General features: G+C 69.2%; 12 protein-coding genes and 1 rRNA gene. 7 read left to right on the plus strand and 6 right to left on the minus strand.

Features of this window, described 5'->3' with window-relative positions; genetic code table 11:
- Positions 1 to 172: ribosomal RNA gene (locus ACZ7IB_RS19075) — 16S ribosomal RNA — on the minus strand; the annotation flags it as partial.
- A 676-nt stretch (positions 173 to 848) separates the two neighbouring features.
- Between ACZ7IB_RS19075 and ACZ7IB_RS19080 the strand changes: the two genes are divergently transcribed.
- Together ACZ7IB_RS19080 and ptsP are read left to right on the plus strand one after the other, a co-directional pair.
- A complete protein-coding gene (locus ACZ7IB_RS19080; RefSeq protein WP_470913761.1) occupies positions 849 to 1,298 on the plus strand; it encodes a PTS sugar transporter subunit IIA in 450 nt (149 codons plus the stop codon).
- A gap of 76 nt (positions 1,299 to 1,374) precedes the next feature.
- The gene (ptsP, locus tag ACZ7IB_RS19085; RefSeq protein WP_470913762.1) at positions 1,375 to 3,045 is read left to right on the plus strand and encodes a phosphoenolpyruvate--protein phosphotransferase; all 1,671 of its coding nucleotides are present in this window, start codon (positions 1,375 to 1,377) and stop codon (positions 3,043 to 3,045) included.
- Positions 3,046 to 3,107: 62 nt separating this feature from the next.
- On the opposite strand, the gene ACZ7IB_RS19090 is transcribed toward ptsP, so the two are convergent.
- Positions 3,108 to 4,043, minus strand: coding sequence for a hypothetical protein (locus tag ACZ7IB_RS19090; protein WP_470913765.1), 936 nt, complete (start codon positions 4,041 to 4,043; stop codon positions 3,108 to 3,110).
- Positions 4,044 to 4,110: 67 nt separating this feature from the next.
- A complete protein-coding gene (locus ACZ7IB_RS19095) occupies positions 4,111 to 6,087 on the minus strand; it encodes an acetoacetate--CoA ligase (protein WP_470913767.1) in 1,977 nt (658 codons plus the stop codon).
- Between the two features lie 223 nt (positions 6,088 to 6,310).
- Between ACZ7IB_RS19095 and ACZ7IB_RS19100 the strand changes: the two genes are divergently transcribed.
- Positions 6,311 to 8,662, plus strand: a complete 2,352-nt coding sequence (locus ACZ7IB_RS19100) for a glycoside hydrolase family 31 protein (RefSeq protein WP_470913769.1) — start codon at positions 6,311 to 6,313, stop codon at positions 8,660 to 8,662.
- Between the two features lie 36 nt (positions 8,663 to 8,698).
- Here ACZ7IB_RS19100 and ACZ7IB_RS19105 read toward each other — a convergent pair whose 3' ends face one another.
- On the minus strand, positions 8,699 to 9,241 hold the full coding sequence (locus ACZ7IB_RS19105; RefSeq protein ID WP_470913772.1) for an NUDIX domain-containing protein: 543 nt from the start codon (positions 9,239 to 9,241) through the stop codon (positions 8,699 to 8,701).
- Between the two features lie 57 nt (positions 9,242 to 9,298).
- Between ACZ7IB_RS19105 and ACZ7IB_RS19110 the strand changes: the two genes are divergently transcribed.
- The 4 genes from ACZ7IB_RS19110 (at position 9,299) to ACZ7IB_RS19125 (ending at position 12,301) form a co-directional block, all read left to right on the plus strand.
- The gene (locus ACZ7IB_RS19110; protein WP_470913774.1) at positions 9,299 to 10,105 is read left to right on the plus strand and encodes a M15 family metallopeptidase; all 807 of its coding nucleotides are present in this window, start codon (positions 9,299 to 9,301) and stop codon (positions 10,103 to 10,105) included.
- Positions 10,106 to 10,219: 114 nt separating this feature from the next.
- A complete protein-coding gene (locus tag ACZ7IB_RS19115; protein WP_470913777.1) occupies positions 10,220 to 10,567 on the plus strand; it encodes an Mpo1-like protein in 348 nt (115 codons plus the stop codon).
- A 49-nt stretch (positions 10,568 to 10,616) separates the two neighbouring features.
- Positions 10,617 to 11,114: a Zn-ribbon domain-containing OB-fold protein gene (locus ACZ7IB_RS19120; RefSeq protein ID WP_470913779.1), complete on the plus strand. Its 498-nt coding sequence runs from the start codon at positions 10,617 to 10,619 to the stop codon at positions 11,112 to 11,114.
- Positions 11,111 to 12,301, plus strand: a complete 1,191-nt coding sequence (locus ACZ7IB_RS19125) for a lipid-transfer protein (protein WP_470913781.1) — start codon at positions 11,111 to 11,113, stop codon at positions 12,299 to 12,301. The genes ACZ7IB_RS19120 and ACZ7IB_RS19125 overlap by 4 nt, the downstream gene beginning before the upstream one ends.
- Before the next feature lie 193 nt (positions 12,302 to 12,494).
- Here the strand turns inward: ACZ7IB_RS19125 and ACZ7IB_RS19130 are convergent, their stop codons facing one another.
- A complete protein-coding gene (locus ACZ7IB_RS19130; protein ID WP_189281027.1) occupies positions 12,495 to 13,100 on the minus strand; it encodes a GTP-binding protein in 606 nt (201 codons plus the stop codon).
- The gene (locus tag ACZ7IB_RS19135; RefSeq protein ID WP_470913784.1) at positions 13,081 to 13,503 is read right to left on the minus strand and encodes a DUF742 domain-containing protein; all 423 of its coding nucleotides are present in this window, start codon (positions 13,501 to 13,503) and stop codon (positions 13,081 to 13,083) included. The genes ACZ7IB_RS19130 and ACZ7IB_RS19135 overlap by 20 nt, the downstream gene beginning before the upstream one ends.
- Positions 13,504 to 13,505: the final 2 nt, after the last annotated feature.

Genomic DNA, 13,505 nt, shown 5'->3' on the forward strand with positions numbered 1-13,505 from the left:
TATCCGGTATTAGACCCCGTTTCCAGGGCTTGTCCCAGAGTGAAGGGCAGATTGCCCACGTGTTACTCACCCGTTCGCCACTAATCCACCCCGAAAGGCTTCATCGTTCGACTTGCATGTGTTAAGCACGCCGCCAGCGTTCGTCCTGAGCCAGGATCAAACTCTCCGTGAATGTTTTCCCGTAATCGGGACACACATCACGAGAGCGGAACGATCAGCCGGAATAAGACCGATCGTTCACAACGTCCTCGCTGTGTAAATTGCCCACCGGAACCGTGAGGCCCGGCAGGACTTTCAAAGGAACCACCAACCTGCCGAAGCAGGCCGGGGTATCAACATATCTGGCGTTGACTTTTGGCACGCTGTTGAGTTCTCAAGGAACGGACGCTTCCTTCGTACTCACCCTCTCGGGCTTTCCTCCGGGCTTTTCCCTTCGGTCTTGCGTTTCCGACTCTATCAGACTCTTTCGTGTCCGATTCCCGGTCGAAGCGGGGCCGCTTTCCAGTTCTTCGCTTTCGCGTTTCCCTTTCCGGCGAGTCCGACCCTATCAGGCCTTTTCATTTCCCTTGACCAACCTCCTGCAGGCATGCAGGTGCCGATCCGGGTTAGAGTCAGGACTTAAAAGTCGCCGCCGACCCCCGACTTAAAGTCGTGCTGGGGCCAGGCAGGAGCACGACAGTACAGGGCGCCGGGAGTTGAGGCAAATCGTTTCCGGTGCCCCTCTAGGGCCGCGAACCATCAGGACTCAGGCGGAACCGGAACTTCCTATGACTTACCCTGCTGAACAGTACGCCGTCGCCCACAAGCTGTGACGGCGCCATTCAAGCTCCACCCCTGGGAGGTTCCCCATGACCACTGTGACGTCCCCTCTTGCCGGACATGCCATCGGGCTCGCTGCGGTACCGGACCCGGTCTTCTCCGGCGCGATGGTGGGTCCTGGAACCGCCGTTGATCCCGTACGCGAGCCGTCCGAGGCCGTTTCGCCGGTCGACGGCATCGTTGTCTCCCTTCACCCGCACGCGTTCGTCATCGTGGACGAGCACGGGCGCGGCGTTCTCGTACACCTCGGCATCGACACCGTTCAGCTCAATGGTGAAGGCTTCGAGCTGCTCGTGAACAAGGGGGACACGGTCACGCGCGGTCAGGGCATCGTGCGTTGGGATCCTGCGGGCGTCGAGGCGGCCGGCAAGTCCCCTGTGTGCCCGATCGTCGCTCTGGAGGCCACCGCTGATTCCCTCTCCGACGTCCGCGAGGACGGGGAAGTGAAGATCGGCGACACGTTGTTCGGTTGGCAGTGACGGACTCGGCGCAGTGAAAGCCGACTGGATATCCACCGCGGAGGCACGGGCCGCCGCACAACCGGGGACGGGTGAAATGGAGACAACGCTGCGAGGCGTCGGTGTGAGCCACGGAGTGGCGATCGGCGAGGTGCGTCATATGGGCACGGCGGTGCTCGAACCGCCGGCCAAGCAGATTCCGGCCGAGGAGGCGGAGCGCGAACAGGGGCGCGCTCGCCAGGCTGTGGAGGCTGTGGCGGCCGATCTGATTGCGCGCGGCAATCTGGCCGGTGGCGAGGCCCAGCATGTGCTCGAGGCCCAGGCCATGATGGCTCAGGACCCCGAACTGATGGCTGATGCGGATCGGCGCATTGCCGTCGGCAGCACCGCCGAGCGCGCCGTCTACGACGCGTTCGCCGCCTACCGGGCTCTGCTCGCCAACGCCGGAGAGTACCTTGCGGGTCGCGTTGCCGACCTCGACGATGTACGCAACCGCATCGTGGCTCGCCTGCTCGGTGTGCCAATGCCAGGTGTGCCGGACAGCGACGAGCCCTACGTGCTGATCGCACGGGATCTCGCGCCCGCCGACACGGCGCTGCTCGACCCGGCTCTGGTGCTCGGCTTTGTGACCGAGGAGGGAGGGCCGACCAGTCACAGCGCGATTCTGGCGCGGGCGCTCGGTGTGCCTGCCGTGGTGGCGCTCCCCGGTGCCGGTGAGCTGGCAGAGGGCACAGTCGTCGCGGTGGACGGCAGCACCGGTGAGATCTTCGTCCAGCCCAGCACCGAGAAGCGTGCGGAGATGGAGAGCGCCGCTGCGGCGCGCAAGGCCGCACTGTCCGCTTCGACCGGTCCTGGCGCTACCTCCGACGGCCACAAGGTCCCGCTGCTCGCCAATGTCGGTGGGCCGGGCGATGTGCCGGCGGCGGTCGAGGCCGGTGCCGAAGGCGTGGGTCTGTTCCGTACCGAGTTCCTGTTCCTGGACGACAGCAAGCAGGCACCGTCCGAGGAGAAGCAGATTGCGGCGTACCGGGCAGTGCTTGAGGCGTTCCCCGAGGGGCGTGTCGTGGTGCGGGTGCTGGATGCCGGCGCCGACAAGCCGCTGGACTTCCTGACGCCGGCGGACGAGCCGAACCCGGCGCTGGGTGTACGCGGGCTGCGGAGTCTGCTGGACCACCCCGAGGTACTGCGGACCCAGCTGACCGCGCTGGCGAAGGCGGCCGAGGGTCTGCCTGTCCACCTTGAGGTCATGGCTCCGATGGTGGCGGACCGTAAGGATGCGAAGGCCTTTGCCGATGCCTGCCGTGAGGCTGGGCTGCGGGCGAAGTTCGGCGCGATGGTGGAGATTCCGTCCGCGGCACTGCGGGCACGCTCGATCCTGCAGGAGGTGGAGTTCCTCTCGCTGGGCACGAATGACCTCGCGCAGTACACCTTTGCCGCCGACCGTCAGGTGGGTGCGGTGTCCCGGCTGCAGGATCCGTGGCAACCTGCGCTGCTCGACCTCGTGGCGCTGTCGGCGGAGGCGGCCAGGGCCGAGGGCAAGAGCTGTGGTGTCTGTGGTGAAGCCGCCTCCGATCCGCTGCTCGCCTGTGTCCTGACGGGGCTGGGTGTGACGTCGTTGTCGATGGGGGCCGCTTCCATTCCTTATGTCCGCGCCACGCTGGCGAAGTACACGCTTGCGCAGTGCGAGCGTGCCGCTTCCGCCGCGCGTGCGGCGGACTCCGCCGAAGAGGCACGGGTGGCGGCTCAGGCGGTGCTGTCGGGCGAGTAGCCCTGCGGCGTCTGTGGTGAAGGGGCTCCCTGCCGATGGTGGCGGGGAGCCCCTTCGGCTTGTCAGTGGTGTGATTCCGGTTCGTCCGCGCCCAGGTCGAAGCCCGCGCAGTACTCCACATGTGACTCCGGGGCGACCGGTTCGCCGGTGTCGGCGTCGGTGCAGTAGGCGCTGAAGACCTCAGCGGCGGTGAGCGGGACCAGGCTGCCGCGGGCCAGCCGCCAGCCGTGGACCCGGTCCTGGGTGCCGGGGTTGCTCGTACGCAGTACGACTCCCCCGGGCTTTTCGAGGGCGATACCGACGGCGAGCACCGTGACGAACTCGGCTCCTTCCGTTGTTTCGAGGCGGGTGGGTCCCGTGGTGTCGCGCTCGGTGTGCAGGACGGCGAGCAGGTGCTCGTTCTCCGTGGGGCTGCTGCAGACGAGGTGGTGGGTACCCGGGCCTGCCGTCTCCAGCATGCGCAACAGCAGGTGGGAAGCCCGGTCGAAGGCGGCGCGGCCGATGTCCTGGCCGCAGTCCGCGCAGTCTCCGAGGCCGGCCAGGGTCATCGTGGCGTACTCCCAGGTGGCCTGGCGGACGGCTCGGCTGACCAGGAGCGGGATCAGGGTGTCGATGGGCTGCCCGGCGTACGCGACGGTGGCCCCGGCTGAGGCGATCTCGGCGGTAAAGCGGCTGCGGCTGGCGGGAACGTCGGGGGCGATTCCCGACTCGGTGCAGAACTCCGCGTACTCCTCCGGGTCGAAGAGAGCGACCGTGGCGTGCATGCCCTGCGCGGCGAGGGCTTTGAGCAGCCCCTCGACCTGCTGCAGATAGACGGTGTGGTCGTCGAACATGAAGGTGCGGTAGCGCTGCATCGCCGCGAAGTCCTGCTCGTCGGCCAGGAGGCCGATGGTGCTGGGTGCTTCGCGGCGCAGCGTACGTCGCATGGATGTGCCGGAGCGGCTGTACCCGGCGGTCGTGCTGTGCTTGGCGTGCTTGGTGTTCCTGGTGTGCGCCATGACTCCCCCAGTGCGCTGTCGATCATTGCTCACTCAGAGTAATCATGGGTACTGACAATGCGGACGGTCAGGCACGTTTGCGGGCGAGGTCCTCGTAGAAGCGGAGGAGTTCGAGGTTGTCGATCGAGCCGGGATTGACCGCCTTGGCCAGGGCCGTGCCTTGCAGGAGGCGTTTGACCGGAACCTCGATGCGCTTGCCGGTCAGGGTGTGCGGAATGCCTGGGACCTCGATGACCTCGTCCGGGACATGGCGCGGGGACAGGTTCTCGCGGATGGTCTGCTTGATGCTGTTGCGCAGGTCGTCGTCGAGCGCGGCCCCGTCGGCGAGGTGGACGAAGAGCGGCATCCAGTACCCACCGTCGGGCTCCTCGATGCCGATGACGAGGGATTCGCGGATCTGGGGGAGCCGCTCGACGGCTTCGTAGATGTCGGCGGAGCCCATGCGTACGCCCTGGCGGTTGAGGGTGGAGTCGGAGCGGCCGTGGATGACGACCGAGCCGCGTTCGGTGATCGTGATCCAGTCGCCGTGGCGCCACACACCGGGGTACATGTCGAAGTAGCTGTCGTGGTAGCGGCTGCCGTCGGGGTCGTTCCAGAAGTGGATCGGCATGGAGGGCAGGGGTGCGGTGACGACGAGTTCGCCGACTTCGCCGATGTGCGGCTTGCCTGCGGGGTCCCAGGACTGAAGGTCTGTGCCGAGGCACGGGGCCTGGAGTTCGCCGATGTGTACGGGGAGGGTGGGGACCGCGCCGGCGAAGCAGCTGCAGACGTCCGTGCCGCCGCTGACGGAGGCGATCCAGAGATCGTCGGCGACTTCGTCGTGGAGCCAGCGGAAACCGTCGGGCGGGAGCGGGGAGCCGGTGGTGGCGACGCACTGGATGCGGGAGAGGTCGAAGTCGCGGCCCGGGTGGACGCCGGCCTTGCGGCAGGCCATGACATAGGCGGCGGAGGTACCGAAGAGGGTCGCTCCGGTCTGTTCGGCGACGCGCCACTGGGCGCTGACGTCCGGATAGCCCGGGCTTCCGTCGTACAGCACGAGTGTGGTCCCGGTGAGCAGGCCGGAGACGAGGAAGTTCCACATCATCCAGCCGGTGGAGGTGTACCAGAAGAACCGGTCGTCGGGGCCGAGGTCGCAGTGCAGGCCGATCTGCTTGAAGTGTTCCAGCAGGATCCCGCCCTGGGACTGGACGATCGCCTTGGGGAGTCCGGTCGTGCCGGAGGAGTAGAGCACCCACAGCGGATGGTCGAAGGGGACCTGTTCGAAGACGGGCTCGGTGTCCGCGGATGTGAGGGCGGACCATTCGAGAGCACCCTCCGGGGCCTCGGTGCCCAGCAGCGGGATGTGGACGACGGCGCGCAGGGTGGGAAGTTCGCGGCGAAGCTCCGCGACGGTGTCGGCGCGGTCGTGTTCCTTGCCGCCGTAGCGGTAGCCGTCGACGGCGAAGAGGACGACGGGTTCGACCTGCTGGAAGCGGTCGAGGACGCTGCGGGCGCCGAAGTCGGGGGCGCAGGAGGTCCAGACACCACCGACGGCCGCGGTGGCGAGGAAGGCGACGACGGCTTGGGGGACGTTGGGGAGGTAGGCGCTGACACGGTCGCCCGGTTCGACGCCGAGGGCACGGAGCTCGGCGGCGAGCGATCCGACCCGGCGGCGGAGTTCGGACCACGAGATGGGGACCTGGGTGTGGGTCTCGTCGACGTGGAGCAGGGCGGGGGCGTCTGCGCGCAGGGGGTCCTCCGCAGTGCGCAGGGCGTGTTCGGCGTAATTGAGGGTGGCGCCGGGGAACCACTGGGCGCCGGGCATGGTGCGGTCGCCGATGACGGACTCGTACGGGGCGGAGAACCGTACGTCGAACCAGTCGGCGACGGCCTGCCAGAACGTGTCGAGTTCATCGACCGACCAGCGGTGCAGGGCCGGATAGCCGCCGTCGGCCGGTGCTCCGTACCGCTCGGCCGCCCAGTTCTGGAAGCGGGTGACGGCCGCGGCCGCGATGCGGTCGGGGCCGGGCTGCCAGAGGGGGGCTTCGTTGGCTGCTGCGGTCATGGGGCGGCTCCCTGGCTGTACGGGTACGCGGGATGGGCGTGGGTCGCGCGCGCACGTGCTGGGGTGTGCGCGCGAGGCGGCTTTTACGGACGATGCCATGTGATCGTCTTTCGCACCAGGGTTCGCCACCCATGGTCGCGCGTCCGGATATGTGGTCCGGCCACGGGTGAACGGAAGTTGAACGGAGCCCGCTCCCGCCCTGCCGGGTGGCAGGGTGAACTGCATGAACGGTCGTGACCTGGTGCGCTCGGTGAAGATGGTCGGTTCGGTGCAGGGGCTGCGCGCGATGCGCTCCTCCTTGTGGCGTCGGAATGCGGATGCGCGGGCGCTGCCGCGGCGCGGTGCGGAGCGGGCGAGAGTGCCGGGACTTGTGGTGGGGGCGGATCCGGGTCCGGGCGGGGGTGTGGTGCGGTTCGCGCGTTCGGAGTTGCGGGTCCGGGTGGCGGTGGGCGGTGCGGTGTTCTGGGGCTGGGACGGCGCGGAGCCGTTGCCGTCGTACGCACTGGCCGGTGCGGCGCCCGAGGCGGATCCGCGGGCCGAGCTGGAACCGGACAAGGACGGCGGCTGGCAGGTGGTCTCGGAGCGGCTGACCGTTGCGGTGTCGCGGCACGGGGCCGTGGAACTGCGTACTCCTGGCGGGGTGGTGCTCCGGCGCGAGTTGCCGCCGCGCTGGTGGGAGCCGGTGGCGGGTGGTGCCGCTCGGTGGGTGCAGCGTTCCGAGGTGCCGGCGGACGCCCGGTTCTTCGGGCTCGGCGGACGGGCGTCGGGACCGCGGCTGCGGGACGGTGTGTACGAGCTGTGGAACACCGATCCGGGCGGGCACTTCGGGCCGGATGACGATCCGCTGTATCTGACGATGCCGGTGCAGATGGTGGTCTCCGATGCGGGGACGCATCTGGTGTTCCACGACAACACCTGGTCGGGGCGGGTGACGTTGCGCGAGGGCGAGGAAGGTGCGGGATCCGGCCATGACCGTCCGGGGATGTGTGAGGTGCGGATGGACGGGGGGCCGCTGCGCTGCTGGGTGACGGCCGGTACGCCGGCCCGGGTGCTGCAGGGCTGGACGACGCTCACGGGTGCGCCCGCGCTGCCGCCGTCCTGGGCGTTGGGTCCGCAGCACGCCCGTTGGGGGTTCGGGAGCGAGCGGGAGGTGCGGCGGATCGTTGCCGGGTACCGGGAGCGGGGGCTGCCCTTGTCGGCACTGCATCTGGACATCGACCACTACGACGCGCATCGGGTGTTCACCGTCGACCGTGAGCGTTTTCCCGATCTGCCGGGGCTGGCGAAGGAGTTGCGGGAGGCCGGGGTGCGGCTGGTGTCGATCGTCGATCCCGCGGTGAAGGCGGAGCCGGGGGATGCGGTGTTCGACTCGGGTAGAGCGGTCGGGAGCGGCGGGGCGTTCGTCCGGGATGCGCGGGGGCGGACGGTGCGCGGGGAGATGTGGCCGGGTGAGTGCGTGTATCCGGACTTCACCGATCCGCAGGTGCGGGAGTGGTGGGGCGGTCTGTACGAGGAGCGGCTCGCGCAGGGGTTCTCCGGTGTGTGGCACGACATGAACGAGCCGGTGTCGTTCGCGGCGTTCGGGGATCCGACGCTGCCGCGGTCTGCGCGGCACTCTCTGGAGGGCCGCGGGGGTGATCACCGCGAGGCGCACAATGTGTACGGGCTCGCTATGGCGCGTGCCGGGTACGAAGGGCTTCGTCGGCTGCGGCCGGAGGCGCGTCCTTTTCTGTTCTCGCGTTCCGGTTGGGCGGGGATGCAGCGTTACGGGGGCACCTGGTCCGGTGATGTGGAGACCGGCTGGCCGGGACTGCGGGCCTCGCTGGCGCTGGTGCTGGGGCTGGGGCTGTGCGGGGTTCCGTATTCGGGGCCGGATGTGGGCGGGTTCGACGGCTCGCCGTCGCCGGAGTTGTATCTGCGGTGGTTTCAGCTGGGTGCGTACCTGCCGTTGTTCCGTACCCATGCGGCGATCGACGCGGGACGGCGGGAGCCCTGGGAGTTCGGACCGCAGGTGCTCGAGCATGCGCGGGCCGCGCTGGAGGAGCGGGAGCGGCTTCACCCGTACTTCGTGACGCTGGCGCAGCTGGCCCGGCTGACCGGTGCGCCGTATGTGCGACCGGTCTGGTGGGGTGCACCCGGGGATCGGGCATTGCGGGAGTGCGAGGACGCGTTCTTGCTGGGTGACGCCTTGCTGGTGGCTCCGGTGCTGGAGCGTGGCGCGGATCGCCGGGCCGTGCGGTTGCCGCGGGGGCGTTGGTACGACACGGCGACGGGTGAGGTGTACGAGGGGCCGGGGCAGGTATTGCTCGATGCGCCGTTGTCGCGGGTGCCGGTGTTGGCGCGGGCGGGTTCGGTGCTGCCGGTGCGGGGTGCGGACGGGGGTGTGGAACTGGAGGTGTGGGCTCCGGCCGCGGGGCGCAGTGGGGGCGGTCTGGTGGTCCGGGATGCGGGTGACGGCTGGGAGCGGGCGGAGGTGGAGCGGTATACGTCGCGGCTGGTGGACGGGGAGGTTCGGGTGGAGCGGGAGGGTGGGGAGGGGCCGTTGAACCACCCGGTGCGCGTGCGGGGGTTGTAGGCCGGGTCGCGGTGTGCGGAAGGGCCGTCGGGCCGGTCAGTGGTAGCCGCCTTCGAACCACGTGCGGGCGGCCCGGGTGTGCAAGGGGAAGGCGAGCTCGGTGGGTGTGCGGAGCAGCTGGAAGCCGGAGGTCTCGTCGGTCGGCCCGGAGGGTGGGAGGCCGTCCGCGGGGCGTTCCGGAAGCAGGCCGAAGAGGAGCAGGTGGCCGTCCGGGGCGCTGAGGGCATCGGCGAGGCGGACGTCCTGTTCGTCGGCCTCGATGCCGGTCTCCTCGTGGAGTTCACGTACGACTGCGTGTTTCCAGTCCTCGTCGTGGTCGATGAAGCCGCCGGGGAGGGCGAGACCGCCGCGGTGGGGCGGGATGGTGCGGGTGATGACGACGAGTCCGGTGCCGTCTCCGTCGGAGACGGGGAGCAGGGCGACTGCGACCGGCAGCGGGTTGCGGTAGGCGGTATCGCCGCAGACGGTGCAGGTGCGGGGCCAGGCTGTGGGGGACGCCGAGGCGGCGTACGGCGCTCCGCAGGTGGCGCAGTGGGAGTCCTTGACCGGCTTGTCGGGGTTGCTCGTGGGCGCAGACACGCGCGGACTGTATCCGATCGCCTGCCGACCTCCCCCACCCTGTTGAATTATGTGCTCATGACAGGTCTCGCTTCCGCTTTCCGCGTCCTGGCAGCCACTGCCGCCACCCTGCTCGCCGTCACTGCCGCCACCCCCGTGGCACAGGCGAAGCCCGACCCGAAGGCCCCCGAGGAGTTCGTCGCGCTGCGTTCGGTGGATCCGACGATCATCCAGGAGATGCGCTACCCCACCGCACACAACTTCATGGGCGTACCGGTGGACGGTTACCGCCAGCCGCTCTGCATCCTGACCCGGCCGGCGGCCCGTGCGCTGCACCACGCGCAGACCCGGCTGCTGAAGCAAGGCTACTCACTGAAGGTGTACGACTGCTATCGGCCGCAGCGGGCGGTCGACCACTTCGTACGGTGGGCGAAGGATCTCGACGACGAGACCATGAAGGGCGAGTTCTACCCCCGGGTCGACAAGACCCGACTGTTCGCCGACGGTTACATCGCGGAGAAGTCCGGGCACAGCCGCGGCAGCACGGTGGACCTGACGCTGGTGAAACTGCCCGCCGCGCCGACCGGACCGTACCAGCCGGGCCAGAAGCCGGTGCCCTGTTATGCGCCCGAGGCCGACCGCTTCCCCGACAATTCCGTGGACATGGGCACGGGATTCGACTGCTTCGACACGCTCTCGCACACCGATGACCCGCGCGTCCAGGGAACTCAGCGCGCCAATCGGCAGTTCCTGAAGACGACACTCACCGACGCCGGGTTTGTGAATCTGGCCGAGGAATGGTGGCACTACACCTTCAAGCCCGAGCTGTTCCCGAACACCTACTTCGACTTCCCGGTGGCCAGGAGGTCCGTCGCAGGGCACTGACACGCGCGGAGAAGGGGCGGCCGGGACCACCCCCGTGGGTTCCGGCCGCCCGTTCTTCTTCTCGGACGTGGATCGGCCGTTTCCGGTTGCCGCTCAAGCCATTACGGTGCCCGTATGCCACAACAGACGTTCGATACATACGAAGAGTTCTGGCCCTACTACGTCGCGATGCACTCCAGGGCCGCCACCCGCTGGGTCCATCTGACGGGCACCCTCACCGGTCTCGCGGTCACCGCGTACGGCCTGACACGGGGGCGCAAGAGGTACGCGGCCGCACTGCCGCTGATCGGGTACGGGACCGCCTGGCCCGCGCATTTCCTGATCGAGAAGAACAATCCGGCCACCTTCGGGCATCCCGCCTGGTCACTACGTGGCGATGTACAGATGATCCGGATGATGCTGGCGGGCCGCGACCGGGAGCTGGCAGAGACCGCCGCCAAGTGGCTCGCCGACAACCGCTGACCGTGACACACTTCTGACGTTCCGTCAGAACTCGTGTTGGGGAGGGGTTTTGCCACAGACGCGCACACCAGTGGTGGCCGGATGGTTCACCGGGGACAGCACCGACCAGGAATTCCGACTGCTGGGCACCCGCTGTTCTGCCTGCTCGTCGGTCTTCTTCCCGCGTCAGGACGTCTTCTGCCGCAATCCGCAGTGCGCGGGCGGTGAGCTGGCCGAAGTGCCGCTCTCCCGGCGCGGCACGGTCTGGTCGTACACGGACGGCCGCTACCGGCCGCCTGCCCCCTACCTCTCCGACCCCGACGTGCCCTGGGAGCCGTACACGCTGGTGGCCGTCGAGCTGGCGGCCGAGCGCATGGTGATCCTTGGCCAGACCGCGCCGGGGGTGGGCGTCGCGGATCTGGCGGTCGGGATGACCGTCGAGGTGGTGCCGGGCGTGCTGAGCGGGGGTGCCACCGCCGGGACCGATTCGGCCCCGGTGTGGACGACCTGGCACTGGCGGCCGGTGCCGTCCGAGGGCACCGGCGGGGCCCGGGGCGGTGCGGCATGACCGGAGAGGTGGCCATCCTCGGCGCCGGGATGCATCCGTGGGGCAAGTGGGGGCGCAGCTTCGTCGAGTACGGCACGGTGGCGGCCCGGACGGCGCTCGGTGACGCGGGGATCGGCTGGCAGGACGTGCAGTCGGTGGTCGGCGCGGACACCGTGCGAGGCGGCTACCCGGGCTATGTGGCCGGTGCGACATTCGCGCAGGCACTCGGCTGGCAGGGGGCGAGGGTCGCCAGCGTGTACGCGGCGTGTGCGTCGGGTGCCCAGGCGGTCAACATCGCCAGGGCACAGATCCTCGCCGGCCTGGCGGAGGTGGTGCTCGTGGTGGGTGCGGACGCCGCACCCAAGGGGTTCTTCGCCCCGGCGGGCGGCGACCGGCCGGACGACCCCGACTGGCTGCGCTTCCGGGTGCTCGGCGCGACGAACCCCGCGTACTTCGCGCTGTACGCCCGCCGACGCATGGCCGTCCACGGAGACACCCCGGAAGACTTCGCGCTGGTCAAGGTGAAGAACGCGGCGGCCGGTGCGCTGAACCCCAACGCCCGCTACCGCGCGCCCGTGACCGCCGAGCAGGTCGCCGCCTCCGCCGTGGTCGCCGATCCGCTGCGACTGCTGGACATCTGCGCGACGTCCGACGGCGCGGCGGCACTCGTGCTGTCCAGCATGGAGTTCGCCCGGCGTCACGGGGCCGCGGATCCGGTCCGTATCCGCGCCGTCTCCACCGTGACGCCGACCTACCCGAAGGCCGTACTCGACCTTCCGGACATCGCGACCGATTCGGCGGTCGCCGTGGAGCCGGCCGCGGAGAGCTTCCGCGCCTCGATCGCCCGGGCGGCGTACGAGGAGGCGGGTGTCGGGCCCGAGGACCTGTCCCTGGCCGAGGTGTACGACCTGTCGACCGCTCTTGAGCTGGAGTGGTACGAGGACATCGGGCTGTGCGGCGCGGGTGAGGGCGCCAAGCTCGTACGTGAGGGGGCGACGGCGCTCGGTGGCCGCATCCCGGTCAATCCGAGTGGCGGACTCGCCTCCTTCGGGGAGGCCGTGCCCGCGCAGGCCATCGCCCAGGTCTGCGAGCTGACCTGGCAGCTCCGCGGCACTGCGGGCCGACGGCAGGTTCCGGGCGCGCGGGTGGGGATCACGGCCAATCAAGGGCTGTTCGGCCATGGTTCCGCAGTCGTCGCGGTCCGCTGAGCGCTTTCCCAGCCGATTTGCAGTGCGCGACGTCCTGTACCGCACCTGTCGTGAACAGCTCTTGCCGTCAACAGCCTTGACGACCCATCACACAGGGTGAAAAATCCTTGCCCAGTCAGGCAACAACGCGTGGCCCGTACCCCGGTCGGCGGGGGTGCGGGCCGCGTTCCCGGCACTGTGTCGGCCGATGGGCCTACGTCGTCGCGGGCTCGCGGGGACGCTCAGCGCGGGCCACTGCATGCTCGACGACCGCCACCAGTACGTCCCGTGCGGAGGAGCGGTCGCGTGCGTCGCACATGAGCACCGGCACCTCCGGGTCGAGGTCCAGCGCCGCCTGCACCGTCTCGGTGGGGAACTTGTCGGCTCCCTCGAAGCAGTTGACGGCGACGGTGAACGGAATCGCGCGGCGCTCGAAGTAGTCGACCGCCGCGAAGCAGTCCTCCAGCCGCCGGGTGTCCGCGAGCACGACCGCTCCCAGCGCGCCCTGGGCGAGTTCGTCCCACAGGAACCAGAAGCGGTCCTGCCCCGGGGTGCCGAAGAGGTACAGCACCAGGTCCTCGCGGAGTGTGATCCGGCCGAAGTCCATGGCCACGGTCGTGGTGGTCTTCGCCTCCACACCCGCCAGGTCGTCCACCGGGCGGCCCGCCTCGCTGAGTCTCTCCTCCGTACGCAGCGGCCTGATCTCGCTGACCGCGCCGACCAGAGTCGTCTTGCCCACTCCGAAGCCGCCCGCCACCAGGATTTTCAGGGTAACGGGCTCAACGGGCCGCCTGTTGCGGCTAGAGCGCCCGAAGGCCATTGATCACCTCGCGAAGAATGTTCACGTCCGGCAGCTCGGCCGGCGGAACGGGACGGGTTACGTGCACCAGCTCGTCCTCGACGAGATCACCGACCAGCACCCGGACCACCCCGACGGGGAGATCCAGGCCGGCCGCGAGTTCGGCGATCGACTGGGGCATGCCACTGCAGAGTTCGACGATCTCCACATGTTCCGGGGAGAGCGTCTGGTCCCGGCCGGGATCGTCGGCCGCGGGTTCCGGGACGACGATCGCGATCAGGTCGAGGCGATGACGGGAGGCGCTGCTGGTACGGCCCCGGGTCATCGCGTACGGACGGACCACAGGGCCCGCTTCGGCGTCGTACCAGCGCGATGCCTGCGGGTCCATGGGCGTTGCCGGAGATCTGAAGGAGTCAGCACTCATGC

This window comes from Streptomyces sp. NPDC037301 (genome assembly GCF_055602785.1).

Coding starts and splice junctions, on each gene's coding strand:
- ACZ7IB_RS19115 (WP_470913777.1), top strand. CDS start 10,220: ATGCCACAACAGACGTTCGATACATACGAAGAGTTCTGGCCCTACTAC.
- ACZ7IB_RS19135 (WP_470913784.1), bottom strand. CDS start 13,503: ATGAGTGCTGACTCCTTCAGATCTCCGGCAACGCCCATGGACCCGCAG.
- ACZ7IB_RS19095 (WP_470913767.1), bottom strand. CDS start 6,087: ATGACCGCAGCAGCCAACGAAGCCCCCCTCTGGCAGCCCGGCCCCGAC.
- ACZ7IB_RS19080 (WP_470913761.1), top strand. CDS start 849: ATGACCACTGTGACGTCCCCTCTTGCCGGACATGCCATCGGGCTCGCT.
- ACZ7IB_RS19110 (WP_470913774.1), top strand. CDS start 9,299: ATGACAGGTCTCGCTTCCGCTTTCCGCGTCCTGGCAGCCACTGCCGCC.
- ACZ7IB_RS19100 (WP_470913769.1), top strand. CDS start 6,311: ATGAACGGTCGTGACCTGGTGCGCTCGGTGAAGATGGTCGGTTCGGTG.
- ACZ7IB_RS19125 (WP_470913781.1), top strand. CDS start 11,111: ATGACCGGAGAGGTGGCCATCCTCGGCGCCGGGATGCATCCGTGGGGC.
- ptsP (WP_470913762.1), top strand. CDS start 1,375: ATGGAGACAACGCTGCGAGGCGTCGGTGTGAGCCACGGAGTGGCGATC.
- ACZ7IB_RS19130 (WP_189281027.1), bottom strand. CDS start 13,100: ATGGCCTTCGGGCGCTCTAGCCGCAACAGGCGGCCCGTTGAGCCCGTT.
- ACZ7IB_RS19090 (WP_470913765.1), bottom strand. CDS start 4,043: ATGGCGCACACCAGGAACACCAAGCACGCCAAGCACAGCACGACCGCC.